The organism is Hymenobacter rubripertinctus (assembly GCF_003583925.1).
In the GTDB taxonomy this organism is placed as follows: Bacteria; Bacteroidota; Bacteroidia; order Cytophagales; family Hymenobacteraceae; genus Hymenobacter; species Hymenobacter rubripertinctus.
Genome location: NZ_QYCN01000003.1, coordinates 123,180 through 150,158 on the forward strand (window position 1 = coordinate 123,180; position 26,979 = coordinate 150,158).

Below are 26,979 nucleotides of genomic sequence, written 5' to 3' on the forward strand. Positions count from 1 at the left end.
GCCGTCCCGATCCATGAGTAGAGGTAGCGCCGTGCTTGTTCCGCTTACCGGCCCGGCCCAGCCTGCGCTGGGCATAGAGGCGCTGGATACATTGGTGGTGGCGCTCAACACGCAATCAACGGCAGTTCTGGAACCCTACCTGCGGGCCGACACCCGCATCGACCAGCTGCCGGCCGCTTACACCGCGCTGGTGCTGGCGCAGCTGGTGGCGCGGGCGCTTCCCGTGGAGGATGCCCGGCTGGTGCGCCAGGGCGCGGAAGAGGAAAATACGCGCTACGCCTGCTCCTTTGCCCGGGCCGGAGTCTGGAAAGAGTACAATTTTCTGCTGGATTCCACGGGGCAATTCCTGGAGCTCAACCTGGCGAAGGCCCACGTTAAAAAGATAGCGCCGCAGCTACCGGCGCAAAACCTGACGTTGCCTGAAAGAGTGACGATGCCGTTTCGGCTGGTCAGCGGCCTTGTGGTGGTTACCGCCTCGGTGGATGGCCGGCGGGGCGACTTCGTTCTGGATACCGGCTGCCCCACCTTGCGCCTCAACAATGCGTACTTCGCGCCCCCGGCCGGACAGCAAACCTTAGTGGGGGGCGGTTCTACTGGTATCGGGGGCCTCGTTGGGGGGGCTTCTTTTTATCAGATCGGGGAGTTTGACTGGCAAGGAATCGTCGGTCGCCACCTGGAGGTGGCCACTTTCGACCTGACCACGCTGGAGGCCGGGCTGGGCCAACAGCCGATTCTGGGGTTGATTGGCTACAGCTTGCTCAGCCAGTACGCACTCACGCTCGATTACCAGCAAAAACAGCTGTGGCTGGACAAGCCCCCGCCCGTGGCGGCGGGCTCCGCCGTGGCGGAAGGCACGTTTTCTTTTCTCCAGCGCGGCCACCTGCCAGTAGTCGCCTTCAGGGCAGGCGGTCAAACGTTGCGTCTGGGCATAGACTCGGGGGCTCAGAACAACTTGCTCGACGAGAAATACGCTTCGGTTCTGGCACCCGTTACCCGCCGGTGGCAAACCTGTACCGTGGTGGGACTTGATGCCACTCCCGGCCGCGTACTGCGGGGCGAACTGTCGGCCATTGAGCTGGGGCCGCACCTTGTCTTTAAAAGGCAGCCGACGGTGTTTGCCACAACCGAACACCTCAATCGGAACGCCCCGCAAACGCCCTTGGATGGATTAGCCGGTTACCCGCTGCTACGGAAATATGTCACGACCATTGATTACGTCCATAAAACGATTCGCTGGGCATCATCGGGCCAGAGGACGGGCGGGGGCGGGGGGTGATCCAGGCGCCGCCTACTAGAGGCCGCGAAACGGGTAGAGCTCGAAGGCATCGGCCTCATTCCGTTCCTTGGAGTAACAGCGGCACTGCTCGCGTTTCCGCAATAGAACTCACTTGCGGTTGGGGTACGAAGCCTGGCTCACGCACCGGAAGCCCACGTTGGGGGCCGGGCCGGCATAGGTGCCGCGGGCCGTTACGGTGCAGGCTTCGAGCGGGTCGAGGTAGCTGCCGCCCTTGCTGATGCCGCGCTCCTGCACCATTTCCGCCGCGTTGCCCAGTAGTTGGTAGAGGCCGTAGTCGTTGGCAGGAGTCTGGAAGACGTAGGCGGGTGCCAACAGGCGCAGAAAATACGGCTGCTTCGGCTGCCGGCAGCTAATGCCGAAGCTGACGGGCCTGGTTTGGTTGTACGCCTTGATGTCGGTGGCCACCTGCGCGGGGCTGGCTTCAGTGCCCGAATACTGCCGCAGATATGCTGCTGCGCGCGGATTCACGGTGAGGGGCCAGGTGGGGCAGCTGGTGCCGTAGGGTTGGTTGCGGTCGGCTAGGGCGGCACGCTCCCATTCGGCTTCGGTGGGCAGGCGCAGTTCGTAGCGCACGTAACGCTCGGAAAGGCTATCGGCTGCGTTGGCCGGGTCGGCGTTGTAGAGGTGAGTAATGGTACGGCCCCGCCAGCGGCAAAAGGCTGTGACCTGTTCGTAGCTCAGACCTACCACCGGCGCGTAATCGTAGAACGGGTTGGTGTAATAGTCGGGAACGGGCAGGGCGGTGGCGCTGGGCTCGGCGGCGGCACCCTGGCCCGTCAGACGCAGCTGCATCTGATAGCGCCGCCACTCGTTGTTGGTCACCTCCGTCTCATCCATACTCAGCCCATCGGGCCGGATGAGCACGCAGCCGGGTGCCACAACATGCGGTACCAGGGGGTTAGCCTTCAGGTTTTGGTTGAGCGGCGCGCCCGGTGGTAACGGATTTTGGCAGGCGGTTCCTTTGCCAAACTCCAGCACGGCGTAATCGTCGTAGCCCTTCCACGGGGTCTGCATTCCCACCTCATTTGGCAGACCAGTCGTGCTGCTGTAATAGGTCGGCGTAATGCTGCTGGGAAACCTCGGTCCACAGCCCGCAGCGAGCAGCAACAGCGCCGAGAGTAGCGTGGCAACCCCGAGCCGCCGCGAAGAACAGGATAAACTGCCCATGGGGGAAAACGTGATTGTCGGTATGCTTATCAGTATAAAAAGAAGCGCAGCAATACTTAGCTCAGAATCCGCAGCGAGTCGGCCGAGATGAGTTGGGAGCCTTGGTAGCGGTTGTCGCGGGGGCCGTTTTCGAGGTTGAGCACGCCGCGCGGGCAGGCGGTGGAGCACATGCCGCAGCCCACGCAGGAGGCCCGGATGATGGGCTCGCCGCGCTGGGCGTACTGCTTCACATCGATGCCCATTTCGCAGACGTTGGAGCAGTTGCCGCACGAGATGCACTGGGCGCCGTTGGTGGTGATGCGGAAGCGCGAGAAGTGCTTCTGAATCAGGCCCAGGTAAGCCGCCATGGGGCAGCCGAACCGGCACCACACCCGCGCCCCCATCAAGGGGTAGAAGCCCACCCCAATCACACCCGAAAACACCGAGCCGATGGCAAAGCCGTAGGCCTTGCTCAGCGGCTGGGTGATACTTTGCAGCGCCGGCACCGCGCCCGAAGCGCCCACCCACAGCAGCGCCGTGAGGGCCACAATTACTACCAGCACGGTGTAGATGATGCGCACTTCCCACTTCCAGGCGGTGCGGCTTTTGTCGGAGAGCTGGCGGTAGGGGTCGCCGGCAGTTTCGGCCAGGCCGCCGCAGCCACACACCCACGAGCAGTACCAGCGCTTACCGAAAAAGTAGGTGAGCACGGGCACGCCCACGAAGGAAATAACGGCCGTCCAGAACACCATGAACACGCCCAGCCCCGGCCCGCCATCCTTGAGCAGATAGCCCACGGTGTCAGGAAACAGGTATTCCTGCTTGAGGGGCCAGAAGTAGCTGAAGTAGAACTCGGGCCGCTGGAAAGCCAGCAGCAGCCCCGGCAGCAGAAACGCAAACCCCAACTGAAAGAACATCAGCGAGCCGGTGCGGATGAGGTGGTAGGGCGAGCTGCGGTACTTCCAGAGGCCCCGGCCGCCCATCAGCAGAATGGCCAGCGTGTAGAAGGTGCCGTACAAAAACCACTGGTCGGCGGGCTTGTGGCGCAACAGCTGGCTGAACGGATCAAGGGCGTGCACGAGCTGGTTGAGCGGCCCGAAATTGCCCTGGTCGTCGGGGCTGCTGAACCAGTAGAGGATGACGTAGAAGCCGGTGAGCACAATGCCCGTGACCCAGGCCACGGCCCCGCGGCTGGTGCTGGCCCGCAGCCAGAGGTTGTGGTTGTACACGCCGGGCGGTTTCTGGCCGTATTTCCAGCCGGCCCAGCCCAAGGTGCCCACGCTGATAAGGCCCAGCGCCGCGTAAAAAGCGGCGTGCGCCCGCGGCGCATCGGCATCGAAAGCGGCGGGCAGCAGCAGCAGCAGCCCCAGGCCCACGAGGGCCAGCAGCAGCTTTTCGGTGCCCGCTACCTCGGGCAGGGGCGCATCGGCGGTGAGGGGTTGGGCAGTGGTCATTGGGCAAGGCTGGATGATGATTGGACTGAACGTCATTCTGAGCGCAGCGTAGCGGAGTCGAAGAATCTCTACCGCTACAGTAAAGCCCGAGGTCAGGATTAGCATCGCAGTAGAGATTCTTCGGCTCCGCTGCGCTGCGCTCAGAATGACGTTCTGGCTAACAGTTGCTACTAATGATGGTGGTGATGGCCCTGGGGTGGTTTGCCGAACAGGTTGAGCAGGGAGCCGAAAATGTAGAGGCCCAGCCAGCACCAGTAGAGGTAGAGGTAGCCTTCGGGGCGGGGGTAGTTGAGCAGGTGGATGATGAGCTGGGCGCCGCCGCTCATGATGGCACCCACCACGGCAATGTACTGGAAGCTGTTGAGGGCGCTGGGGTGGTAGAGCTTGTTGAAATCCATGTGGGAAAGAAGATAAAGGCAGAAAAAGCCGCTTGACTATACGCGGAACAGGCCCTTGCGGCGGCGCAGCTGCACCGCGTGCTGCGGAAACTGCTGGTTGAACTGGGCCACCATCACCTTTTCGTACTGGCGGAAAAACTCGGGGTCGAAGTTGGCCGCGCCCAGGTTGGCCATTACCTCGGTAACGGGCGTGCCGGCTTGCAGCCAGGCGGCCCAGGTGTCGTGGCGCTGGCGCAGGCCCAGCACGTTCAGGCCGGTTACGGCCAGCGTGTCGGCCCGGAAGTTGATGCGCAGCAGGGCCGCGCGGGTGGGGTGCTGCCAGCAGAAGCTGTGCTCGCCCGCAGCCGGCTCGGCGGGCACGCGGCCGTAGGTCTGGTATTCGAGGTCGAAGAACTTGGCCGAGTTAAACCACTGGCCGCGCTGGTAGGAGCGGGGCGCATCGGCGTTGCACAGGGTATAGGCCACGGTTTCGCCCTGCTGGCGGCCGGTGTACCAGAGCTGCTCAACGGCGAGTTCGCCCTTGGCAAATTCGCGCAGCTGTGTGCAGTCGCCGGCCGCGTACACGTGGGGGGCGCTGGTTTGCAGGTGTTCGTTCACGAGCACGCCCTTGTCTACCTCCAGGTCGCCGGCCCTGGCCAGATCCAGGTTGGGCTCGACGCCGATGGCCAGGCCCAGCCACTGGCAGGGCAGCTGCTCGCCGGCGGTGGTGCGCACGGCCCGCACCCGGCCGTTTTCGTCGGCCAGAATTTCCTGTAGTTCGGTTTCGTAGCGGCACACGATGTGGTGGGCATCGAGCTGGCGCTGGACCAGCGCGGCCTCTTCGGGGGGCAGAATGGCGCCCCAGTAACGGGCGTCGCGGATGAGCATGGTGACGGCCACGCCCTTGGCGGCCAGCATCTCGGCCAGCTCCACGCCAATCAGGCCGCCGCCCACAATCACGGCCTGCCGCACGCCCTGGCGGGTGTCGCGGGTCATCAGCTCCAGGTCGGGCAGCGTCACAAAGGTTTGCACGCCGGCTAGCTCCGCGCCCGGCCAGGGGCCGCGGCGGCCCCGCGAGCCGGTGGCCAGCAACAGCTTATCGTAGGTGAGGGTGGTGCCGTTGTCGAGCTGCACGGTGTTGGTGGCGGTATCGAGGCCGGTGGCGGTAGCGTGTACCAGTTCCAGGCGGTTTTCGGTCCAGAACCAGTCTTCGTAGGGCTTGATGTCCTGGTAGCGCAGGTCGCCCAGATACACGTACATGAGGGCGGGGCGCGAGAAGTGGTGGGCGCTTTCGGCCGAGACGAGCGTGATGCGGGCCTCGGGCTGCAGCTTGCGCGCCGTGAGGGCGGCCGTTACGCCGGTAATGCCGTTGCCGATAATAACCAGGTGCATACTCAACAGGAAAAAACGGAAGGAACCAAACGGGGCCGGGACCCGGGCAGACGTGGGCGCCGGAAAATCCTTACGGCGGGCCGGATACTTTTTCCGGGACCCCGCCCGAACAGCTGCCGGCTAGCGGGGAAACTACCGGCCTCCTTAACCCCGGCCACCGACCCCGCGTACAGCAAAGTAAACCGTTTCCACTCAACCCGCATTTCTCATGGCTCCTGATAACCGCAACGACCTCAACAGCAACAAGGAAATCGTAAACGATACCCAAAGCGCCATTCCCGATAACGAGCAGCTCAAAAAAGAGCAGGAGTTCAAGGAAAGCATGAGCAACGGCAAGGATGCCTCCGACCCCTCGGCCCAGCGCAATACGGGCGCCGGCGGCTTCACCCAGCGTGCCGACCAGAAGGACCAGCTCGAAAACCTCACCATCCGGGGGGGCGAGGGAGTGCCCCAGGGGGGCAATGAGCACCACGAGGCGGGCGAGCAGGCCAGCGGCCCCGGCTTCGAGGTGGAGGGCAGCTACGAAATGGGCAACGCCATCCGCAGCCAGGAGCAGAAGTTTGGCGAAGCCGCCCCCAGCGGCCCCGCCAAGCCAGCCCAGGACTGAGCCGGAGCCCCGCAATCAGGCAAACGACTGGTTCTCTTCCAATGTGGAGGAGAACCAGTCGTTTTTTTATGAAAAAATTATTTTTAAGGACTGGGACCTGCGAATCAGAAGGGGAAATAAAATGCCGGAATTGGTAGCGGGCATTAGGTACTACGCTGGCTAAAGCTATATCTTTAACAGCCGGTGGTGTCGTTTTGGAAAAAAAAGCCCGTCAAGGTCCCGATTCACGGCCGCTGGTTGTCCGCAACTCCCACCACTTTTTACCTGATCCTGGTATGGATACCAATTCTACTGACGCTTTCGACAACGACGACAACTCCCCGGAACTGCTGAGCGCGGAGGAAGAGCTTTCTTCCGGCAATGGCCGGCTGGCTATCATCGTGGGGGTGATTGTGGCCGTTGTGGTGTTGGGCTACATGCTGCTGCCGGCCCAGACGACGCGGCGCATTGCCGCTGCCGTGCCGATTATGCAGCTCGGCGAAGCCACCGTGACGGGCTCCCGGCCCGTGGAAGAAGTAGCGGCCACGCCGGCCGAAACGGCCGCCACCGCCGCCAGTAAGGCAGATGCTACGGCCAAAACCCCGGGCATAACTCCCAAAACCGCCGCCGCCGTTGCTCCGGCCACTGCCGCCCGGGCCGCCGCGGAAGAAGAAGCGGAAGCCAAGGAGGAAGCCGTAGAAACCGCTGCCCCCGTGGCCGTGGCCGCCCCCGAGCCGGTGGAAGCCGCCCCCGCCATGACCAATATGACGGGCCGCGTGCTTAACGAGGATGGCCGCCCCCTGGCCGGGGCCACGGTGATGCTGAAAGGCTCCAAGAAAGTGGCCAGCACCGACGCCAACGGCAACTACTCCCTGGAAGTGCCGGCCAACGGCGACAACACGCTGCTGTACGGCTACGGCGGCTACGAAGACCAGCTGGTGCGCACCCGCAGCGCCAAGGGCCAGAACGTGACCCTCGTACCCAAAGAAACTTCCCGCCGCCGCCGCCGCTAGCGGTGAAGTGGGGAATGCGTGAATGAGCTGTCGTCAGGAGCGAAGCAAAGCAATCCGTCCTGCCCGCAGCTTGAACCCCAAGCAAATGCAAAGCCCCTGACGCTCAAACGTCAGGGGCTTTGTGCTGAATAGAGGGGGCGCTCCAAAAAAAGGACAAACTGCGTCGCTTACACTCACACACTCACTCTCCGAGTCGCTCCTTCGCTTTGCGGGCGAAGCGGTTGCGGAACAGGTAATACACCGGTACGCCGAGGGCGACCAGCAGCAGGCCGCGCTGGGCGAATTTGGAGTTGGCCGGGTCGGTGAGCAGGATAAAGCAGAAGCTGGAAGCCAGCACGATGTAGAGCAGCGGCACCACCGGATACCCCCAGGCCCGGTAGGGGCGCGGGGCGTCGGGGCGGGTGCGGCGCAGGATGAAAATGCCGATGATGGTGACCACGTAGAACAGAATCACGGAGAACATCACGTAGTTGAGCAGCTCGCCGTAGGAGCCCGATAAACACAGCAAACAGGCCCAGGCGCACTGGCCCCAGAGGGCCACGCCCGGTACGCCGGCCTTGTTGAGGCGGGCCATGCCGGGGAAAAACACGCCGTCCTGGGCCATGGCATAGTAGGCGCGGCCGCCCGAAAGCAGGATGCTGTTATCGGCGCTGAAGGTGCTGATCATGATGAGCACGGCCATCACGTAGGCCCCGGGCGCGCCCAGGATGCTCTCGGCGGCGGCCGTGCCCACGCGCTCATCGGTGGCGTACATAATGCCCCGCCCGATAACGTCGGTAGCATTCGGGTCGCCCTGGAGGGGGAGCACCAGCAGGTACACCACGTTGATGAGCAAATAGAGGCCCGTTACGATGCCCGTGCCCAGGGCCATGCTCAGCACAATGGTGCGCTCGGGCTTCACGATTTCGTCGCCCGCGAAGCCGATGTTGTTCCAGGCATCGGAGCTGAACAGGGAGCCCGTCATGGCCAGGCCCACGGCCGTGACCAGGGCGGCCACCGTGAGGGGCGTGCTCTGGCCGGCCGCGTCGAAGCTGGCCGCCTGCCAGATGTGCTGGAAGTTCTGGCTTACGGCCTCGTGCTTGACGCCCAGAAACAGGCCCGACAGAATCAGCACGCCCAGGGCCACGAGCTTGGTGCTGCCGAAGATGTTGGAAATGAGCTTGCCGCCCCGCACCCCGCGGGAGTTGATGTAGGTGAGAAACACCAGCAGCCCGATGGCCAGCAGCTGCACCGTACTGAACTTAAAGGAGCCCAGCAGGGGCAGGTTGTTGACCTCGAGCAGTACGTTGGCCTCCGAAAACCAGGGAATCAGTACCCCAGTAAAACGGGCAAACGCCACGGCCACGGCCGCAATAACGCCGGTCTGAATCACGAGAAACAGCGTCCAGCCATACAGGAAGGCCACCAGCTTGTTGTAGGCCTCGCGCAGGTACACGTACTGGCCGCCCACTTTCGGAAACATCGACGAGAGCTCGCCGTAGCTCACGGCCCCGGCCAGCGTAATAACGCCCGTGAGCAGCCAGACCACCAGCAGCCAGCCCGTGGAGCCTACCTTGCGGCTGATATCGGTGCTGACAATGAAAATACCGGACCCGATCATGCTGCCCGAGACAATCATGACGGCGTCGAACAGCGTAATGGCCCGCTGAAAATGGCCTTGTTTTTCCGACATAAAAGAAAGAGAGAAAGGGTTTGGGGCCGGAAGATAGAAAACTGGTTTCCAAACCCCACATTTAGCCCGGGCGCGCCACTCCGCCCCGATTCCCTATTTTTGCCCACCCATCTGCTCCCGGGGTTTTCCTGCATGTCGAACCGCGTACTGGTATTTCTGGCAAGTCTGCTGCTGCTCATCACGGCCGTGGGCTCCTACGTGTACTACCGGCGCACCCTGGCCCGCGTGCCCGTCGACTCCTGGACCCTGGTGCCCGACGATGCCGCCCTGGTCATCGTCACGCGCGACCACCCCACGCTGATTCGTCATCTGAAGGAAACCCAGGTCTGGGACAACCTGACGGCCGTGCGCTATTTCCAGCAGGTGGAGGAAACCCTGGCAATGGCCGACAGCCTGGCCGGGGGGCGCGATGTGGTGCTGAAGTTTCTGGGCCGCAAGCGCGTGTTTACGTCGGTGCACGTGACGGGGGCCGGCCGTTTCGATCTGTTGTTTCAGGTGCCCATCGGGAGCGTGCGCGAATACCGGCAGGTGCGGGGCCTGCTCGAAGGGCTGGGCCGCGACCCGCATTTCCGGGTGAGCACCCGCGACTACCAGGGCCAGGTGCTGACCGACATCCGGCCGCCCGACGGCGGCGAGGGCCTGACGCTGCTCAACTACCGCAACCACCTCGTTTTCAGTGCCCGGGCCGCGCTGGTCGAGGCCGTCGTTCGCCGGCTGGCCCGCCCCGAAGCCCCCACCGTGGCCGCCGATTTTCAGGGTACCGATTACTTCCAGCTCCGCGACGTGGACGCGACCCTGCTGCTCAACCAGCGGCGGCTGCCCCAGCTCATGGGCGTGTTCTTCCGGGCCGAGCTGACCCCCGAAATGGCCGCCGTGGCCAGTCTGGCCCGCAACGAAATGACGGAAATGCGGCTGGTGGGCAATAAAGTGGAGTTCAACGGCTTTGCCAACCCCGAGGCCGCCCGCGACGGGCTGCACCAGCGCCTGGTGGGCCAGCCCGCCCAGCGCCTGCGCATGGCCGAAGTGCTGCCCTTGCGGGCCGCCCTGGTGGTGCACCTGGGCCTGGGGCCGGCGGCGGTGCTGCGCGGCCCCAGGCCCGCCGTCGCCGCCGCCGATTCGCTGGCCCCCCTGGTGCAGCCGCTGCTCGACAGCCTGACGGCCCAGCTCAGCCAGGAAGTGGCCCTGTGTTACCTGGGCACGAGTTCGGCCCGGGTGCGGCCCGGCAAGCTGGCCCTGGCCTACACCGCCCGCCCGGCCACGGTGGGCAACCTGCTGGCCCAGCTGCGACGGGCCACCGGAACCTCGCCGGCTTTCGGGCGGGTGGGCACTTACCAGTGGTACCAGACCGGCGTGGGCGAGCTGCCCCGGGAGCTGCTGGGGCAGCTGTTCCAGGGCTTTGCCCGGCCGGTGGTGGCCCAGGTGGGCAACTACGTGGTGTTTGGCGATGATGAGGCCGCCCTGCGCCAGTACCTGGCCGACGTGGTAGCCGGGGACGTGTGGAGCCGCTCGCCAACGCAGGTGGCGTTTTTGCAGGATACCCAGCCCCTGGCCCGCCTGCGCATTCTGCTCGATACGCGCAACTGCTGGAACCTGCTGCTGCGCGGCTTGCAGGAAGACCGCCGGGCCGGGCTGCTGCGCAACGAAACCCTGTTTAAGCGCTTCCCGCAGGTGGCCCTGCAATGGGTGCCGCCGGCCAACGAGCAGGAGGCGGGGGCGCAGTACTTCACCCAGTTCATCCTGCGCCACCCCGCCGAGGGGCCGGCCGAAGCCCGGCCCCAGAACGCCGACGGTACCGGCAGCGTGCTCGACTTCAAAGTGCCCCTGGAAACCTCGCCCGAGGCCGTGCTGGTGGCCGGGGCCAAGCTGCCCGGCGTGCTGGTGCAGGATACGGCCCACGTGCTGCACTACGTGACGCCCGACAACGTGGTGGCCTGGTCCGACTCGCTGCCCGGGCCGCTGGTAGGCCCCACGGTGCGCCTGCCGGGGGCCACGGGCTTCCTGCTGGCCACGCCCCGCCACCTGTTCGAGTACAACAACCGGGGCCAGGTGCAGCCCAACTTCCCGCTCAACCTGCCCGATACCGTGCGGGCCACCTCGCTGAGCGTGTCGCCGCCCACGGTGCAGCCCGCCCCGCGCCGGTTGCTGGTGGCGGGCGGGGGCAGCAACCTGTTTCTCTACGACACCCAGGGCCGCACCTACGCCGGCTGGCAGCCCAAGCAGCTGGAGTTCCGGCTGGCCGGGGCGCCCCAGTACCTGACCGTGGACGGGCGCGACGTGGTAGTGGTGCTGCTCGAAAATGGCTACGTGTACGCCTTCGACCAGGCCGGCGGGGCCTACCCGGGCTTCCCCATCAGCATGGGGGCGCGGCTGGCCAGCGGGGTGCTGGTAGAAAGCGGCCCCACCCTGCGCCGCACCCGCCTGACGGTGGTCAGCCAGCACGGCGAGCGGGTGAGCTTCAACCTGAGCGGCGACATCGTGAGCCGCCAGCGCGTGGCTACCTGGAGCCGCGAGTCCCGGTTTCGCCTCATTCCCGACCAGCGCCGGCGCACCTACGTGGTGTCGCGCGAGGAGGGCGGGCGGCTGACGCTGTTCAGCCCCACGGGCCGGCCCCTGCTCAGCCAGTCCTTTCTGACTTCGGCTCCGCGCTCCATCCAGTACTTCGATTTCGGCCCCGACCGCCAGGTATATGCCCTCACCGAAACCGGCCCCGGCAAAGCCTACCTCTACGATGCCCGCTTCCGCCTCATCGGCGGCAAGCCCTTCGACAGCACCACGCCCCGCATCGACCTCACCTACAACCCGCTCACCAGCACCTTCCACCTCTTCCGCGTCAACGGCACCGAACTGCGCCGCACCGATATTCGGGTGGAAGCGGTGAAGGTGAAAGAGTGAGTCGGTGAGGGGGTTGGATTGTTGAATGGTTAAAAAGAACTGTCATCCTGAGCGGAGCGAAGGATCTTATCAAACTGGAACGACAATCGTGCAAACGACTCGTTTCAACGTGGTAAGATCCTTCGCTCCGCTCAGGATGACAGTTCTTTTTAACCATTCAACAATCCAACCATTCACCTGTTCGTCAGCCAGCCTTTGCGGTAGAAGTAGGCGAGCTGGAAGATGACGATCAGGGCCAGCACGGCCAGTAGCACGGGGTAGCCCCAGGGGCTGTAGAGCTCCGGCATATTGAGCGGGTTGACGTGGCCGTTGGGGCCTTCGCGCTGGAAATTCATGCCGTAGAGGCCCACGATGAAGCTCAGGGGGATAAAAATGCTGCTGATAATGGTCAGCACCTTCATCACCTCGTTGGCCCGGTTGCTCTGGTCCGACATGTACAGATCCACGAGGCTGCTCACGGTTTCGCGGTAGCTCTCGGCCAGGTCCAGGGCCTGAATGGCGTGGTCGTAGCAGTCCTTGAAGAATACCTTAATTTCTTCGGGCACGTCCTCGTCGGGCATCCGCAGCAGTTCGGCAATCTTCTCGCGCTCCGGGTACACCAGGCGGCGAAAGCGCACGATGTCCTTTTTCACGTGCAGGATGCGGTTGAGCACCCGGCGGTCGGCGCGGCCCTGGAAAATGCGCTCCTCCAGCGTTTCGAGGTAGTCGCCGATGGCGGCCATGGTAGGGTAGTAGTGGTCGAGCACCACGTCGGTGAGGGCGTAGGCCAGGTAGAGGGGCGAGTGCCGACGGATGTTGGTGCGCCCCATGCGCAGGCGCACCCGCACCGGCTCCAGGCAGTCGTCGTAGTCGTCCTGGAAGGTGAGCACGTAGTTGTCGCCCGTGAAAATGGAGAGCTGGTCGTCCTCGATGTCGAGCAGGCGGGTGAACTCGGTCATGCGCGAGACCAGGAACAGGCCGTCGTCGGTTTCCTCCACCTTGGCCCGCTGGTAGTCGCCGAGTACGTCCTCCATTTGCAGGGGATGGATGCGGAAGTCGGCCTGGAGGCGCTGCATCAGGTCCAGGTCGTTGTAGCCGCGCACATCAAGCCAGTGCTTCTTATCGGGGTGCTGGCGGAAAAAGTGCAGCAGCTCGTCGTAGCTGGCGTAGGCGTGCTCGTGGAAGAAGTCCTCGTCGTAGGTGGTCAGCAGCAGGCGCGGGGGCAGGGCATCGGCGCGCAGGATGAGCGTGCCGGGGCGCTGGCCGATCTGCTGTTCGCGCAGCAGGCGGGCGGCTTCCATTTCGGCCAGATCCTCGGCGGAAAGGTGGTCGGCGTCGTCGTCCTCATCTTCGGGGGAGAGCACAGGGGCAACGGGCAGGGAGGCAGCAGGGGAGGCGGGGGGCGTCATGGGCAATAAAAAAGCAGCAACCGGGCGGCGCGAAGCCGGGCTTCGTCGAACCGGCTTTTGTGGTAAGGCAAGGGCCTGGGCGGCAGAATCCGGGGCAGTTTACGGGATTTTGGCGGAACGGCGGGGGTTGGTGTTCGGGCCGGGTACCCGTACCGGGTGGGCCGGCGGCCCCACCGGGTTTGGCCCGGCGGTAAGAACGGGGCTGGTGCGGGGTATGGCCGGAATTCGTCGTACTTTCGCCCCTCCGCTCCCGGACTAGTCGCCTGCCCTTGCCGCCCCTCGTTGCTCCTTTTGCCCTTTCGTTGCCCGCCCTGGCGGGGCGCTACGTAGTACGGCAGCAGGCCGAAGCGGCCCCGGCGTTGCCCCCGGCCTACGCGCCCTGGCTCTACCTCACACCCGCCCATCAGGCCCTGCAACAGGCGGGTGGCGAGGCCCTGCATTTTTTCCTGGAAGAGCCCGCCACCGGCCGCACCGTGGCCCAGCTGCCGGTGTTTCTGCCCGCCGTCACGGTCGCCCGCAGCCCCGGAATGGCACCTTTCGCGGCCGTGCAAACTGCCCCCGACCTGCCCGAGCCGGCCCTGGAGGCATTTCTGGCAGTAGTAGAAGCCCGGCTGGCGGCCCGGGGCGTGCGCCACCTCAGGCTGCGGCCCCACGCCTTCGTGTACGAGCCGGCGGCCAGTGCCCGCCTGGCGGCCGTGCTCACGCGCCGGGGCTACCGGGTGGCGCTGGCCGAAATCAACCACCACCTGGCCCTGGGCCGCGACTACGCCGCCCACCTGCACCCCTCGGAGCAGCGGCGGCTGCGCAAGTGCGCGCGCCACGGCCTGATTTTCGAGCAGGAGCCGCCGCTGCTGCTGCCTTTGGCCTACGAGTTTCTGAGCCGCTGCCGCCAGGAGAAGGGGCAGGAGCTGTCCATGTCGCTGGGGCAGCTGGAGGCGCTGTTCCGGGCGCTGCCGCGCCAGGTGTTCCTGTTCTCGGTGCGCGACGCGGCGGGGGAGTGGGCCGCCCTCACGGTCGCTATTCAGGTGCGCGAAGACGTGCTCTACAACTTCTACCCCGCCAGCCCCCTGGCCTACAATGCCCTGAGCCCGGTGGTGCTGCTCAACGCCGGGCTGCACGCCTTCGGGCGGGCCAGCCACATGCGCCTGCTCGACCTGGGCACGTCCACTTTGCCCGAGGGCGGACTCAACCAGTCCCTGCTCCAGTTCAAGCGCCACCTCGGCGGCGTGCCCAGCCTCAAGCTCACATTTGAGAAGGAGCTGGGCGGGAATGGGTGAATTGGGGCATGAGTAATCAGGCTGTTCGGGCGAACAACGCGCCTGTCGGTAGGGGGGGTATGGTACAGAACAGGTAGGGTACAATTATAATTGTACCCTACCTGTTCTGTACCATACCCCCCCTGACCACTGAGGTCCGGGGGTTCTAAACAGAAAGCAGATTAGGCGCACCCGAAAGGACGGGTTTCGTCGCGCTGTCCGCCCCAACAGCCCCTTTCTCATCTACTCACTCATGGACCCTACGCTCATTCCTCAAACCCAGCCCGAACCCCGCGCCGCCGTGTTGGGGCCGCTGTTGCGCGGGACGGTAGGCTCGGGGGTGGCGGKGGGGGCGCGGGCGGCGGGCGCCCTGGTGCTGGGCAAGCTGCTGGCCGTGTATGGCGGGCCGGGCGGCCTTACGCTGCTGGCCCACTTCCAGAACCTGATGGCCCTGTTCACCACCCTGCCCAACGACGGGGTGCACGTGGGGGCGGTGAAGTACCTGGCCCCCTTACGGCCCGGTTCGGGCCGGTACCGGGCTTGGCTGGGGGCGGCCCTGCTGCTGAACGCGGGGGCGGTGCTGCTGGGGCTGGCAGCGGTGCTGCTGGTGCCGGGGCCGCTGGTGGGCGTGTTCGGCACGGGAGGAGCCTGGAGCCTGGCGTTTGGGGTGGGGCTGGCCCTGCTGGTGGGCCACGCGCTGGTGGTAACCGTGCTGCTGGCGGCCGGCCACCTGGGGGCCTACGTGGGCCTGACGGTGGTGCTGAGCGCCCTGGGGCCGCTGGCCGTGGCGGCCGTGCTGCTGCGGGGCGGTACGGTGCCCACGGCCCTGCTGGCCTACCTGCTGGCCCAGGGCCTCACGCTGGGACCGGCTGCCTGGGTGGCGGGCCGGGCGGGCCTGCTGCCCCGCCTGCGGGGCCGGCTGAGCCGGCCGGCGCTGCGGGGGCTGGGCCGGTTCCTGCTCATGGCCCTGAGCGTGCTGCTGTTTTCCAAGGTCGTGGATTTTAGTTTGCGCGAAGTGCTCATCCGGCAGTTCGGGCTGGCCGCCACCGATTTGTGGCAGGCCGTTGCCAAGCTCTCGGATAACTACACGATGGTGTTTTCGGCCCTGATGAGCAGCGTGTACTACCCCCGCCTGGCCGCCCTGAGCGCCCACCCCCGGGAGCGGGGCCGGTTCGTGCGCCTGGTGCTGGCCCTGCTGGCCCCGGTGCTGGCCCTGGGCCTGGGCTCACTCTGGCTGGCCCGCACCTGGCTGCTGCCCCTGCTGTTCGAGCCCCGCTTCGCCGCCGCCGACTTTCTGCTAGGCCCCCAGCTGCTGGCCGACTGGGCTAAATTCCTGACCTGGACGTTGCTGTTCCTGCTCACGGCCCAGGCCCGGGTGGGCCGCTACGTGGCCGTGCAGGCCGTGTCGGCGGCCGTCTTCGCGGCCCTGCTGGCCCTGCTGCTGCCCCGTTTTGGCCTGCTCGGAGCCCCGCTGGCCCAGGCTGCCCGCTTCGGTCTGTTGCTGGCTTGGTGCCTCTGGTACTTCCGCCGGGAAGTAAGGTGAGATGATCAGTTGCCAGTTGCCAGTTGTCAGTTGCCGGTTGCCAGTTGCCCGTTTCCGGTTGTCAGGTAAAGCAGAACGTCATTCCGAGCGGAGCCGAGGAATCTCGCGTGCTGATGTTGATTAGTATGGCAACGTCAGCACGCGAGATTCCTCAACTTCGCCTCCGGCTCCGCTCGGAATGACGTTCCGTTTCTCACCCGATTCCCGTACCGTTTCTCACTTCTCACCTCCAAAAAAATGCCCCTGGTTACCATCGTTGCGCTGTGCTACAACCACGCCCGGTTTCTGGCCGTGGCCCTGGATTCCATCCGGGCTCAGACCTACGCCGAGCTGGAGGTGATTCTGGTCGATGACGCGAGTACCGATGGCAGTCCGGTCCTTCTGCGCCGGTATGCGGCCGAAAACCCCGGCTGGCAGCTGCATCTGCTGCCCGAAAACGTGGGCAATTGCCGGGCCTTCAACGTGGCCCTCCGGCTCGCCAAAGGCGACTTTATCATTGACTTTGCCACTGATGACGTGCTGCTGCCCGAGCGCGTGGCCCGGCAGGTGGCGGCCTTTGCCGCCGCCGGCCCGCGCTGCGGCATGGTGTACTCCGATGCCGAGCTGATTGACGAGGCCGGCCGGTTCGTGCGCCCCCACTTTCGCCGCGACGCCCAGGGCCGCCTGCACCCGCGTCCGGCCTCGGGGCAGGTGTTTGCCGATGTGCTGGCCCGCTACTTCATCAGCACGCCCACCATGCTCATGCGCCGGGCCACGTTGCTTGCGCTGGGCGGCTACGACGAAACCCTGGCCTACGAGGACTTCGATTTCTGGGTGCGCGCCAGCCGCGACTGGGAGTTTCACTTCCTTGACGCCCTGACCACCCAGAAACGACTGCACCCGCAGTCTATGTCCCGCAAAGGCTACCGCCCCCACGACCCCTACCTGCGCTCCACCATCCGGGTCTGCCACAAGGCGCTGGCCCTCTGCCGCACCCCCACGGAGCGCGCCGCCCTGGCCGTGCGGGTGCGCTGGGAACTGCGCCTGGCCGTGCGCCACCGCAACCTGCCCGAAGCACGCGACCTGTACCAGCTGCTCCGGGAGCTCCGCGCCGTCCGGCCCCTAGACTGGGTTTTGGGCAAGCTGGCGGGTGGGTGAGGAGGGGATGACGTTCCTTTCTTACCCGATTCCCGTACCGTTTCTCACTTCTCACTTCTCACTTCTCACTTCTCACTTCTCACTTCTCACTTCTCACTTCGAAAAACCTCATACAACTCCACCGGCCCGTCCTGGGCCACTAGCCGCCGCCGGGGGTACCAGCTGAGGACCGAATCGGGCGAGTAGCGGATGAGCTGGCGGGTGAGCTCACCGTTGGACAGGGTGGCGCGGTTGAGCAGGAGCCAGGCGGGGTAGTCGGGGGTGATGCGGATGGAGTCGCGGGCGAAGTAGCGGCGGTAGTGCAGGCCGGGCGGCACCCGGAAGCCGTGGGTGAAATCGGCGTTGTCAATCAGAAAACCATCCACCAGCACCGTGCCCCGGGTGGGCGGCCCGAGGTGCCGGCGAATCACCCGGCTCTGCGCGAAATGGGCCGAAACCGACGGCTTGCGCATGAAATACACCGGCCGCACGGCCAGTGCCAGCGCCAGCAGCAGCACCGTGGCCAGGGCCAGCGCCGGCGTGCCCGGCCGCAGGGTCCGGGGCCAGCGGGGCAGCCACTGGCTGGCTCCCAGCCCCAGCAGCCCCAGGCCCGGCAGCAGGTAGAGCACCGCCACCGCGCTGCGCAGCCAACCCGTCATCAGCAGCAGCCCCAGGCCGGCCAGCAAGGCCGGCCACCCGCCCCGGGCCACCAGCCGGCGCAGGCCAAACCCGGCGGCCAGGGCCAGCGGGGGCAGCAGCGGGGTGGTCATGCGGGGCAGCAGGCTGATGGGGTTATACTGACTCAGGGACGTGCTGCCGACCCAGTAAAAAAGCAGCGTGATGCCGCCCAGCGCCAGCCAGAACCGGCGGTCGGGCCGCTCAGCAGGAGCCTCCGGTTCGGGGCGCGCACCTACGGCCACGGCGGCCAGCGTGAGCATCAGCCCCAGGCCCGCTTCCACGAAAAAGGCCAGCGGCTGCCAGGTAACGCGCGCCAGCAGAGCCGCCCGGTTGCCGGCCAGAAAATTGCCCTCCTTCAGAAATTCGTTGGTCTGCTCGATGAGGTGGATGCGGTAAAGCGCGTCGCCGGTGTAGTAGTGGTAGAAGCCCAGGTAGCCCGCCAGCAGCACCGTGCCCGTACCCAGGGCCGCCCCCCAGAACCGGCCGTGCCGCCGCCGCCCCGCATCCAGGGTCAGCGTGCCCAGGTAGAAAGGGGCGTAGTAGGCAATGGTTTCCTTGCTCAGCAAGGCCGCGAAGCTCAGCAGCGCGAAGCCCAGGCCCCACCAGTCGGCCCGCCGGCCCGGTTCGCGGCCCCGGAGCAGCGCGGCCGCCCCCGCCAGGCACCAGAACATGAGGATGTTGTCGGGGTAGAGGTAGTTGCTCAGGTTGAGCGTGAAGTAGTGCAGGCCCAGCAGCAACATGGCCCCGGCCGCCACCACCGGTTCGCGCCGTCGGTACAGCGCCCAGATGAGTCCGGCGCAGCCCAGTGTAGCCAGCAGGGGCCAGATCGTGGCGCTGATAATGTTGACCCCGAACAGGGCAAAAAGCACCGCCACCGGCCCGAAAATCATCGGCCGCTCGTGCAGCGGGTCGTGCAGCAGGCCCTGGGGGTCGGGGGCCAGCCCGAACGTGCCGGTCAGCAGCTGGTGGGCATACCGGGCGTAATAGTAGTCGTCGAGGGCATACAGGCCCTCGTGGGTCAGCAGGAAGTAGGCCCCGGTCAGCACCACTACCAGCAGCAGCGTCCAGGTAGGCAGGCGGGTCAGCAGTCGGTTCACCGGCGCAAGGTAAGGGGCGAATGCGTGAATGGCAGTTCACCGACTCACCCATTCACCGCTTACCTTGCACCTCATGCGGCACCGGGTTCTTCTGCTACTTCTGCCATTCCTGCTCCTGCTGGCCACGGGCGCGCTGCTGGGCGGCTATTTTGAAACCAACGACGACCTAACCATCGTGGCCCTGCTGCGGGGCACCACGGCCGCCGACCCGGTTACCAATCTGCACCTCTATTTCCACGGCTACGCCGCGCTGTGGAGCCGCCTTTACGCGGCGGCTCCGCGCGGGTCCTGGTACGGGCTGACGCTCTACGGGCTGCTCTACGCGGCTACGGTGCTGGCGGCGGCGGTGCTCTGGCGGGTGGTGCGGCCCCGGGCGGGCACGGGGGCCGCGCTGGCTTTGCTGGGGCTGTTCTGGCTGGTGGGCTGGCTGGAGCACGGCTTCTGGTTCAACTACGTGCGGGTGCCGCTGCTGCTGGCCGGCGCGGGCGTCCTGTTCGCCGCCCAGCGCGCCCCGGCCCGCTGGGCGTTGGCGGTGGGGCTGCTGGCCTTCGGCCTGAGCTGGCTGATAAGGCCCAGCGCGGCGGTGCTGGGCGCGGCCGTGGCTTTGCCTGGGGCGTGGTGGCTGGCAGGCCGCCGGGCCGGGCCGGTGGTAGCGGGCGCGGCGGCCTGGGCCGTGCTGGGCGCGCTCGGGCTCCAGCTCACCCGCAGCCCCGCAGCCGCTAGCTTCCGCCGCCTCGACGTGCTCAAATCCAACCTCAACGACTTCCGGCTGGCCGCCCCGCCCACCACCCCGCTCCGCCCCGCCGATAGCCTCGCCCTGGCCGCCGCCCAAGCCTGGCAACTGGCCGATTCCGCCCTGGTCAATGAGGCTGCGCTGGCGCGGGTGGCGCCTTTCCGGCCCGGCTACTTCCTGGGCCACACCGCCCCGGCCAAGCTCGGGGCGCTGGCCCGCCAGTTGCCCCGCGACTATTTTCCGTTGCTGCTGCTGCTGGCCGCCACCGGCGCGCTGGTGCTCCGGGCCGGGCGCGGCCACCGGGTTTTCTGGCTGGTGCAGGCCGCCTACGCGGGGCTGGGACTGGGGCTGGGGGTTTTGCTGAAACTGCCCCCCCGCCTGGCCCTGCCGCTGTTCGATTTCTGGGCGTTCAGCAATCTGGTGTACCTCTGGCAGCTCCGGCCGCTGCCCCGCCATTCCCTGGCCGTGCTGCTGCTGGCCCTGCTGGCCGCTGCCGGACCCTACGCCTACAAAACCCGGCACCGCAGCCAGCTGCTGGCCCGGGAGCAGGCCCGAAACCGACAGCAGCGCCGGCAGCTGAGCCGGCTTGCGAGCGGCGCGCGCGTGGTAGTGTCTGATGCGCTGGAGGAAACCTACAAATCGGCAGCGCCCTTCAGCGAGGGGGCCGGGGGGGCAGCCTGCGCCGGGCGGCCCGGCCTGGTCTGGCTCTCGGTGCGGGGCTGGCAGACGCTGCATCCGTCGCAGGCGGTCCTGCGGCAGCGCCTCACCGGCACCCGCGACTTCACCGCAGCCCTGCGGCGGCTGGGGCAGCGGCCCGACGTGGCCTGGCTGCTCACGCCCGAAGGCGCGGTCCTGCTCAACCGGCAGCTGGCCCTGGGCCGCCTGCCCGATGAACCAATGGCCCGGCTGGAACATCTGAACCGACCGAAACAGCTTGCCCCCGGCTTCGATGGGGTACTAAAAGGAGTGCAGGCCTACCAGATGCGTATAAAATTCCCGCAATCAACCGAAAAAGACAAAATAATGTAAGCTCTACCGGACTTATTCCCGGCATCCCCGGTTACAAGGAACATACCTTTGATATTCTTGTACCGTACTCTCTTGCCCCATTCACCATGATTACCGCCTCCCTGACCTCCCGCGGAGAGGTCCTCCAACACATGGAGGGCTTCCTCAAAGACAATATCGGCACCTTCCTGAAAAGCGTCGAAGAAAGCTGGCAGCCGTCTGACTTTATGCCGGACTCCCGCCATGATGCCTTTTTCGATGAGGTGAAGCTATTGCGCGAGCGGGCCAAAGGACTGAGCTACGACCTGTTGGCCGTGCTCATCGGCGACACCATCACCGAGGAAGCCCTGCCCAACTACGAGGCGTGGTTTCATGAGCTCGACGGCCTCAACCGCGACCCCGACAACGGCTGGGCCCAATGGATCCGGGGCTGGACGGCCGAGGAAAACCGCCACGGCGACCTGCTCAACCGCTACCTCTACCTCTCGGGCCGCGTGAACATGCGCGAGTTCGAGGTCAGCACCCAGTACCTGATCAATGACGGCTTCGACCTGGGTACGGCCCACGACCCCTACCGGGCTTTCGTGTACACGTCGTACCAGGAGATGGCCACCAATATTTCGCATCGCCGGGTGGGCCAGCTCGCCCGCACGGCCGGCGACGACCAGCTCTCGAAAATCTGCGGCATGATTGCCGGCGATGAAAACCGCCACGCCCGCGTCTACAAAACCTTCGTGGAGAAGATTTTTGAGGTCGACCCGTCCGAAATGATGCTGGCCTTCGAGGATATGATGCGCAAGAAGATCGTGATGCCCGCCCACTATATGCGCGAAATGGGCGTGGAGATGGGAAAGACCTTCGGCCACTTTACCGACGCCGCCCAACGCCTGGGCGTGTATACCAGCCACGACTACACCGAAATCCTGGATACGCTCATCAGCGACTGGAAAATTGAGCAGCTCACCGGCCTCACCGGAGCCGCCGAGAAAGCCCGCGACTACGTAACCGCCCTGCCCAACCGCCTCCGCCGCGTTGCCGACCGGATGCCCGTACCCAAACTGGAATACAAGTTCCGATGGATTGAGGGCTAGCGCCCGACACACCTGGCTCTCACTCATCCGGTGCAACGAAGCCTGAAAACACCTGGAAAAAAGAAGGCCCCGCCGTAACCACGGCGGGGCCTTCTACTTATATTTCTAAGCTCTAAGCTCTAAGCTCTAAGCTCTAAGCTCTAACGAGCATCCATCGACTGGCCCATCATCAGGCGGCCGGTGGCATCGAGCGTGTATTCTACGGTGCGGTTGCCGGCCCGCATGGTTGAATCGATGGGCGTGACCGGGAACGTGCGGACCAGCTTGTTGCCGCTGATGGTGTACATATCCTGGCCGGTGTAGCCCATGCCAGCCTGGCCGCCGGGCGTGCCGGGGAAGGAAATGGGCGTGTAGCCCCGCTCCCCAAACTCATAGGCATAGAGCCCACCGTTCGCCTTTTTGTTGTCGGTCATGATGAAAAGCTCCGGCTTGCCGTTTCCGTTCAGGTCGCCGGACGCAATGTTGGTTACGGCTCCGGTTACTTCTACCCGCATCGGATCCATGATCTGCGAGGAGCCCCGGTAAGAACGGATGCTCACAAAGCGGGGCTCCTGAGTGCCAAACGTTTTGACGGCGAAACGGTAGTCACCCTGCGTTACTTCGCGGTTGAAGGTCACGTCGCTTTCATCGATGGTAGGTCCGGCCGGCACGCTGCTGGCCGAAGACTCGCTGGCTACCTGGCGCGTTGAGTCGCAGGCCGAAAGCGAGGCCGCTATAACGCCGGTAACCAGCAGCAAACGAGGGAGGGAGGAGGTACGCATTGGACAAAAATGGAATTAGGGAAGATGCAAAAGAAGCCTCGGCAGGGCCAAGGCATAAAGTTTACCAGGGAGAGAAGGCTAGCTCGTTTAAACGCAATGTAAGAAGATTGAGTTGTATTTTTCTGCTTATATAGGGATTAATAAATCAACACCTTAGGTAGTTGATTGCCATTCCGCGCCGCCGCCGGCCGCCTAAGGCAGGATCTGCACGCCTTTCCAGAAGGCTACGTACCCCTTGATCTGGGCCGCAGCCTCCTTGGGCTCCGGGTAAAACCAGGCGGCGTCCTTGTTCAGCTCGCCTTCAATCCGCAGCGAGTAGTAGCTGGCCCGGCCCTTCCAGGGGCAGGTGGTGTGGGCAATGCTGTCCTCGTAAAACTCCCGCTTGATGGAGTCGGCGGGGAAGTAGTGGTTGTTTTCGATTACGACCGTGTCGTTGCTCTCGGCCACGACGGTGTTGTTCCAGATGGCTTTCATGGGGAGGGGTTGTTGGTGGGTGGTGGGTGGTTCTTAGTAGCCGATACCGAGGTGGCGACTATCGGATGGCGGGTCCCGAAAACCAAAAACCAGCAACCCTAAACCATCCCTGCCCGCCGGTTGTTCTCAGCATTCAATTCCTTTTTCTATGTCCGCAGGCTTCCGATTCCGGGATTACGTGCCCGAAGAAACCACCGAGAAGGGTTTCGATTCCCTTTTCAAGATATTCATGCAGCTCATCACCATCACCAGCGGCGACGTGGGTGAGGCCCTCTCGTGGCTCAACGAGCTCGACAAGCAGTACGGCCTCACCGACGACGGCTACGGCATGGGCGACTTCATCGAGGACCTTAAAAAGAAGGGTTACATCGACGAAAACGCCCAGGAGCCCGGCTCGTTCAACATTACGGCCAAGAGCGAGCAGACGCTGCGCAAGTCGGCGCTCGAGGAAATTTTCGGTAAGCTCAAGAAGTCGGGCACCGGCAACCACCGCACGCCCCACACCGGCCAGGGCGACGAGCAGAGCACCGACATGCGCGAATTCCGGTTTGGCGATTCGCTCGACCAGATTTCGATGACCGAGAGCATCCGCAACGCCCAGCTCAACCACGGCATCGGGGCCGGCGACGACTTCATGCTGACCGAGGGCGACCTGCAGGTGCGCGAGAACGAGCACAAGACCCAGACCAGCACCGTGCTCATGATCGATATTTCGCACTCGATGATTCTGTACGGCGAAGACCGCATCACGCCCGCCAAAAAGGTGGCTATGGCCCTGGCCGAGCTCGTGAAGCAGAAGTACCCGAAGGATTTTCTCGATGTCATTGTATTTGGCAATGATGCCTGGCAGATTGAAGTCAAGGAGCTGCCCTACCTGCAGGTCGGCCCCTACCACACCAACACGGTGGCCGGTCTGGAGCTGGCCCTCGACCTGCTGCGCAAGCGCAAAACGGCCAACAAACAGATCTTCATGATCACCGACGGCAAGCCGACCTGCCTGAAAGAGCCCGGCGGCTACTACAAAAACAGCTTCGGGCTCGACCGCAAAGTGGTCAACAAAACCCTGAACCTGGCCGCCTCGGCCCGCCGCCTCAAAGTGCCCATCACCACCTTCATGATTGCCGACGACCCCTACCTGCGCCGCTTCGTGGAGGAGTTCACCGAAGTCAACCAGGGCAAGGCGTACTACTCGTCGCTCAAAGGCCTGGGCCACATGATTTTCGAGGACTACAAGCGCAACCGCCGCAAGAGTTTGTAATGCGCTGACACGGGCGGTGCGGGGTGCTAAACCTGCGCCAGGGTGCAGGCCTGCTGGTTCCGGCACAGTCTTGCCTGCCACCGCACGCTATCGACGCCCTTCACCAGCAGCCACAGGCACAGGGCCGATTCGCCAAGCAGGCAGGGCAGCAGAATGCCCGGCAGCAGGTGGTCAGCCAGTGTTGGGGCAAAGAGCGCCGCAAAACAACCCACCAAGTAGCACCCACCCGCTACTTGTAGCAGCACGCCTAATAGCTTTGGTAAGAAGCCCGACCGGAAAATTAAGTAGCCGTTCACCAGGCAGGTGATGCCAAAGAAAATAAGAGCAACGTTGAAAGTAACGTTGTGCGACCTTAGCGCCAGGTTGGCTAGCACCGCCTGGCCCTGAACTCCGAAAGTCTGACCATACTCGGCGTTTTCCAGCGTCGGCATCACCAGCAGCAGGAACACTTTGCTCATGGCTTCAACTGCCAACGACACCGTATTGAGCAGTACGGCCAGCATGGCCAGGGTTTTGCTCACCGGCCGTAGCAACAGATACTCAATCCAAAGCAGAGGAACGGCACACAGCACCACCAGCAGATTGCCCAGCGTACTCATCTGCCAGAGCCCGGGGGAGGCCAGAATGTGGCGCGCCGTGGCGGCCGCGTCTCCTGGCACGAGCAGCTTGCTGTTTACGAACCCTTCGGCAAAAGCGCCGAACAGGATGATGAGCAGGTAGAGCGCCCCGCCGAAGCGGGCATAAAGCTGCGGCGAAGTCTGGATGGAGCGTGTAGTCATGGGGTTGGTATGGCTGGCAGGTGTGGAAGCAGTGTGGTACTGGCTTGGCCGCGAGTGGTGCGCCCGGCGGAAAGCACTGCTGAGTAGTGGCAGATGCAAGCCCGCTGGCCGGCGTTGCCTGATAGGATGATCTTTTTAATTGCCCATATCGATGCTTTTGGCTGAATTTTGTGTTCCGCAACGCAGCCGTACTTACCCCCGGCCGACCAGCTGCATCCAGCGCTGCCCGGACTTGTCCTGAACCTCCACCCACCTTTACCGGTTAATGAAGCCGGGAAACCGGTTTCCCCTTACGTCTCCGCATGAACCACGAAACTATCCGAACCCTGGGCCAACTGCGCGCCAGCGGCTACCAGCCCCGCTCCGTGAAAACGGAGCTGCGCGACAACCTTATCAAGAAGCTGCAAAGCGGCGAAGACGTGTTTCCCGGCATCTTCGGCTACGAGGAAACCGTGATTCCCGAGTTGCAGCGCGCTATTCTGGCCGGTCACCACATCAACCTGCTGGGCCTGCGCGGCCAGGCCAAAACCCGCATTGCCCGCCTGCTTATTGGCCTGCTCGATGAGTACGTGCCGATGGTGGAAGGCTCCGAGCTGAATGACGACCCGCTGCAGCCGCTGAGCGTGTTCGCCAAGAACCTGATTGCCGAGAAAGGCAACGACACGCCCGTAAGCTGGCTGCCGCGCGCCGACCGCTACACCGAGAAGCTGGCGACCCCCGACGTGTCGGTGGCCGACCTGATTGGCGACGCCGACCCCATCAAGGCCGCCACGCTCAAGCTACCGTATTCGGATGAGCGGGTGATTCACTTTGGCCTGATTCCGAGGGCCCACCGGGGTATCTTCGTGATTAACGAACTACCCGACTTGCAGGCCCGCATTCAGGTGTCGCTGTTCAATATTCTGCAGGAGGGCGACATTCAGATTCGCGGTTTCAAGGTGCGTCTGCCGCTCGATCTGCAGTTCGTGTTCACGGCCAACCCCGAGGACTACACCAACCGGGGCTCCATCGTGACGCCCCTCAAGGACCGCATCGACGCCCAGATCATCACCCACTACCCGAAATCCATCGAAATCGGCAAGCGCATCACCCAGCAGGAAGCCCGCATCAAGGAGGCGCAGCGGGGCATGGTGACGACCAACGACATCATCGCCGACCTCGTGGAGCAGGTGGCCATCGAGGCCCGGGGTTCCGAGTTCGTCGATGCCAAGTCGGGCGTGTCGGCCCGCCTCACCATCTCGGCGTTCGAGCAGGTGGTGGCCGGGGCCGAGCGCCGGGCGCTGGTCAATGGCGAAAAGACCACGTACGTGCGCGTAAGCGACTTTATTACCGCCGTGCCGGCCGTTACGGGCAAGGTGGAATTGGTGTACGAGGGCGAGCAGGAGGGCGCGGGCATTGTGGCCGAGAAGCTCATGGGCAAGGCCATCCGCACGCTGTTTCTCAACTACTTCCCCGACCCCGACAAAGCCAAGAAGCTTAAAGGCCGCCCTTCGCCTTACAAAACGGTGCAAGAGTGGTTCGGCGCCGGCCACACCGTGGACCTGCTCCACGACCTGAGCACGAAGGACTACCGCACCGCCCTCGACCAGGTGCCCGGTCTGCGCGACATCGTGACGGAGCTGCATCCCAACGAGGACGCGGAAGCCACCTATTTCCTGATGGAATTCCTGCTCCACGGCCTGAGCGAGTACAGCCTGATTTCGCGCAACCGCCTCACCGCCGGCGCCCAGTTTAAGGACCTGCTCAGCAGTATGTTCACGATGCCCAGCTTCGGCGAAGGCGACGAGGATGACGACGAGGACGAAGACGAAAAGCCCCAGCGCGGCCGCCGCCGCTAACCGCCGCTTCAGTCGCGCACAGATAAAACGCCCCGCGTACCGATTGGTACGCGGGGCGTTGCCGGTTGTAGAGACGCATCTTTGCGTCTCGGCGTTGAACGGTTACGGCCGCGCCGTCAATCCTAGTATT

The 26,979-nt window shown here is 64.6% G+C and carries 21 protein-coding genes; 11 read left to right on the plus strand and 10 right to left on the minus strand.

All coding sequences use genetic code 11. The features are described from left to right. The first annotated feature begins 13 nt into the window (after positions 1 to 13). Positions 14 to 1,276 carry a hypothetical protein gene (locus D0T11_RS02725; RefSeq protein WP_119654249.1) on the plus strand — a complete coding sequence of 421 codons (1,263 nt, stop codon included), beginning with the start codon at positions 14 to 16 and terminating at the stop codon, positions 1,274 to 1,276. Between the two features lie 108 nt (positions 1,277 to 1,384). Here the strand turns inward: D0T11_RS02725 and D0T11_RS02730 are convergent, their stop codons facing one another. The 4 genes from D0T11_RS02730 to D0T11_RS02745 form a co-directional block, all read right to left on the minus strand. Further along, complete coding sequence (locus D0T11_RS02730) at positions 1,385 to 2,311, minus strand: formylglycine-generating enzyme family protein (RefSeq protein WP_182888215.1); 927 nt, start codon at positions 2,309 to 2,311, stop codon at positions 1,385 to 1,387. A gap of 209 nt (positions 2,312 to 2,520) precedes the next feature. Then, positions 2,521 to 3,897, minus strand: a complete 1,377-nt coding sequence (locus tag D0T11_RS02735) for a 4Fe-4S binding protein (protein ID WP_119654251.1) — start codon at positions 3,895 to 3,897, stop codon at positions 2,521 to 2,523. A gap of 170 nt (positions 3,898 to 4,067) precedes the next feature. Then, a complete protein-coding gene (locus tag D0T11_RS02740) occupies positions 4,068 to 4,295 on the minus strand; it encodes a hypothetical protein (RefSeq protein WP_119654252.1) in 228 nt (75 codons plus the stop codon). 36 nt (positions 4,296 to 4,331) lie between these two features. Beyond that, positions 4,332 to 5,666 (minus strand): NAD(P)/FAD-dependent oxidoreductase, encoded by a 1,335-nt coding sequence (locus tag D0T11_RS02745; protein WP_119654253.1) that lies wholly within the window; start codon positions 5,664 to 5,666, stop codon positions 4,332 to 4,334. A gap of 208 nt (positions 5,667 to 5,874) precedes the next feature. Between D0T11_RS02745 and D0T11_RS02750 the strand changes: the two genes are divergently transcribed. Further along, positions 5,875 to 6,273, plus strand: coding sequence for a hypothetical protein (locus D0T11_RS02750; RefSeq protein WP_119654254.1), 399 nt, complete (start codon positions 5,875 to 5,877; stop codon positions 6,271 to 6,273). 275 nt (positions 6,274 to 6,548) lie between these two features. Then, a complete protein-coding gene (locus D0T11_RS02755; protein WP_119654255.1) occupies positions 6,549 to 7,265 on the plus strand; it encodes a carboxypeptidase-like regulatory domain-containing protein in 717 nt (238 codons plus the stop codon). 181 nt (positions 7,266 to 7,446) lie between these two features. Here D0T11_RS02755 and D0T11_RS02760 read toward each other — a convergent pair whose 3' ends face one another. Next, complete coding sequence (locus D0T11_RS02760) at positions 7,447 to 8,937, minus strand: APC family permease (RefSeq protein ID WP_119654256.1); 1,491 nt, start codon at positions 8,935 to 8,937, stop codon at positions 7,447 to 7,449. A 132-nt stretch (positions 8,938 to 9,069) separates the two neighbouring features. Between D0T11_RS02760 and D0T11_RS02765 the strand changes: the two genes are divergently transcribed. Continuing rightward, positions 9,070 to 11,829, plus strand: coding sequence for a hypothetical protein (locus D0T11_RS02765; RefSeq protein ID WP_119654257.1), 2,760 nt, complete (start codon positions 9,070 to 9,072; stop codon positions 11,827 to 11,829). 173 nt (positions 11,830 to 12,002) lie between these two features. On the opposite strand, the gene corA is transcribed toward D0T11_RS02765, so the two are convergent. Beyond that, positions 12,003 to 13,217: a magnesium/cobalt transporter CorA gene (gene corA / locus D0T11_RS02770; protein ID WP_119654258.1), complete on the minus strand. Its 1,215-nt coding sequence runs from the start codon at positions 13,215 to 13,217 to the stop codon at positions 12,003 to 12,005. A 269-nt stretch (positions 13,218 to 13,486) separates the two neighbouring features. Between corA and D0T11_RS02775 the strand changes: the two genes are divergently transcribed. The 3 genes from D0T11_RS02775 (at position 13,487) to D0T11_RS02785 (ending at position 17,153) form a co-directional block, all read left to right on the plus strand. Further along, positions 13,487 to 14,494 carry a hypothetical protein gene (locus tag D0T11_RS02775; RefSeq protein WP_147374495.1) on the plus strand — a complete coding sequence of 336 codons (1,008 nt, stop codon included), beginning with the start codon at positions 13,487 to 13,489 and terminating at the stop codon, positions 14,492 to 14,494. Between the two features lie 232 nt (positions 14,495 to 14,726). Then, positions 14,727 to 16,016 (plus strand): MATE family efflux transporter, encoded by a 1,290-nt coding sequence (locus D0T11_RS02780; protein WP_119654260.1) that lies wholly within the window; start codon positions 14,727 to 14,729, stop codon positions 16,014 to 16,016. A gap of 237 nt (positions 16,017 to 16,253) precedes the next feature. Next, positions 16,254 to 17,153 (plus strand): glycosyltransferase family 2 protein, encoded by a 900-nt coding sequence (locus D0T11_RS02785; protein ID WP_119654261.1) that lies wholly within the window; start codon positions 16,254 to 16,256, stop codon positions 17,151 to 17,153. Between the two features lie 86 nt (positions 17,154 to 17,239). Here D0T11_RS02785 and D0T11_RS23305 read toward each other — a convergent pair whose 3' ends face one another. Continuing rightward, positions 17,240 to 18,907, minus strand: coding sequence for an ArnT family glycosyltransferase (locus D0T11_RS23305; RefSeq protein ID WP_119654262.1), 1,668 nt, complete (start codon positions 18,905 to 18,907; stop codon positions 17,240 to 17,242). Positions 18,908 to 18,980: 73 nt separating this feature from the next. On the opposite strand from D0T11_RS23305, the gene D0T11_RS02795 reads away from it, so the two are divergent. Continuing rightward, positions 18,981 to 20,669: a hypothetical protein gene (locus D0T11_RS02795; protein WP_119654263.1), complete on the plus strand. Its 1,689-nt coding sequence runs from the start codon at positions 18,981 to 18,983 to the stop codon at positions 20,667 to 20,669. Positions 20,670 to 20,755: 86 nt separating this feature from the next. Further along, positions 20,756 to 21,739 carry an acyl-ACP desaturase gene (locus D0T11_RS02800; RefSeq protein ID WP_119654264.1) on the plus strand — a complete coding sequence of 328 codons (984 nt, stop codon included), beginning with the start codon at positions 20,756 to 20,758 and terminating at the stop codon, positions 21,737 to 21,739. 140 nt (positions 21,740 to 21,879) lie between these two features. On the opposite strand, the gene D0T11_RS02805 is transcribed toward D0T11_RS02800, so the two are convergent. Together D0T11_RS02805 and D0T11_RS02810 are read right to left on the minus strand one after the other, a co-directional pair. Next, positions 21,880 to 22,500, minus strand: a complete 621-nt coding sequence (locus D0T11_RS02805; protein WP_147374496.1) for a hypothetical protein — start codon at positions 22,498 to 22,500, stop codon at positions 21,880 to 21,882. Positions 22,501 to 22,692: 192 nt separating this feature from the next. After that, positions 22,693 to 22,974: a DUF427 domain-containing protein gene (locus D0T11_RS02810; RefSeq protein WP_119654266.1), complete on the minus strand. Its 282-nt coding sequence runs from the start codon at positions 22,972 to 22,974 to the stop codon at positions 22,693 to 22,695. A gap of 148 nt (positions 22,975 to 23,122) precedes the next feature. Between D0T11_RS02810 and D0T11_RS02815 the strand changes: the two genes are divergently transcribed. Next, positions 23,123 to 24,232, plus strand: a complete 1,110-nt coding sequence (locus D0T11_RS02815; RefSeq protein WP_119654267.1) for a vWA domain-containing protein — start codon at positions 23,123 to 23,125, stop codon at positions 24,230 to 24,232. Positions 24,233 to 24,258: 26 nt separating this feature from the next. On the opposite strand, the gene D0T11_RS02820 is transcribed toward D0T11_RS02815, so the two are convergent. After that, positions 24,259 to 25,011, minus strand: coding sequence for a DUF4386 domain-containing protein (locus D0T11_RS02820; RefSeq protein WP_119654268.1), 753 nt, complete (start codon positions 25,009 to 25,011; stop codon positions 24,259 to 24,261). A 302-nt stretch (positions 25,012 to 25,313) separates the two neighbouring features. Here D0T11_RS02820 and D0T11_RS02825 point away from each other — a divergent pair, with 302 nt between their 5' ends. After that, entirely contained in the window at positions 25,314 to 26,849 is a 1,536-nt protein-coding gene (locus tag D0T11_RS02825; RefSeq protein WP_119654269.1) for a sigma 54-interacting transcriptional regulator, read from the plus strand. Positions 26,850 to 26,979 lie beyond the last annotated feature (130 nt).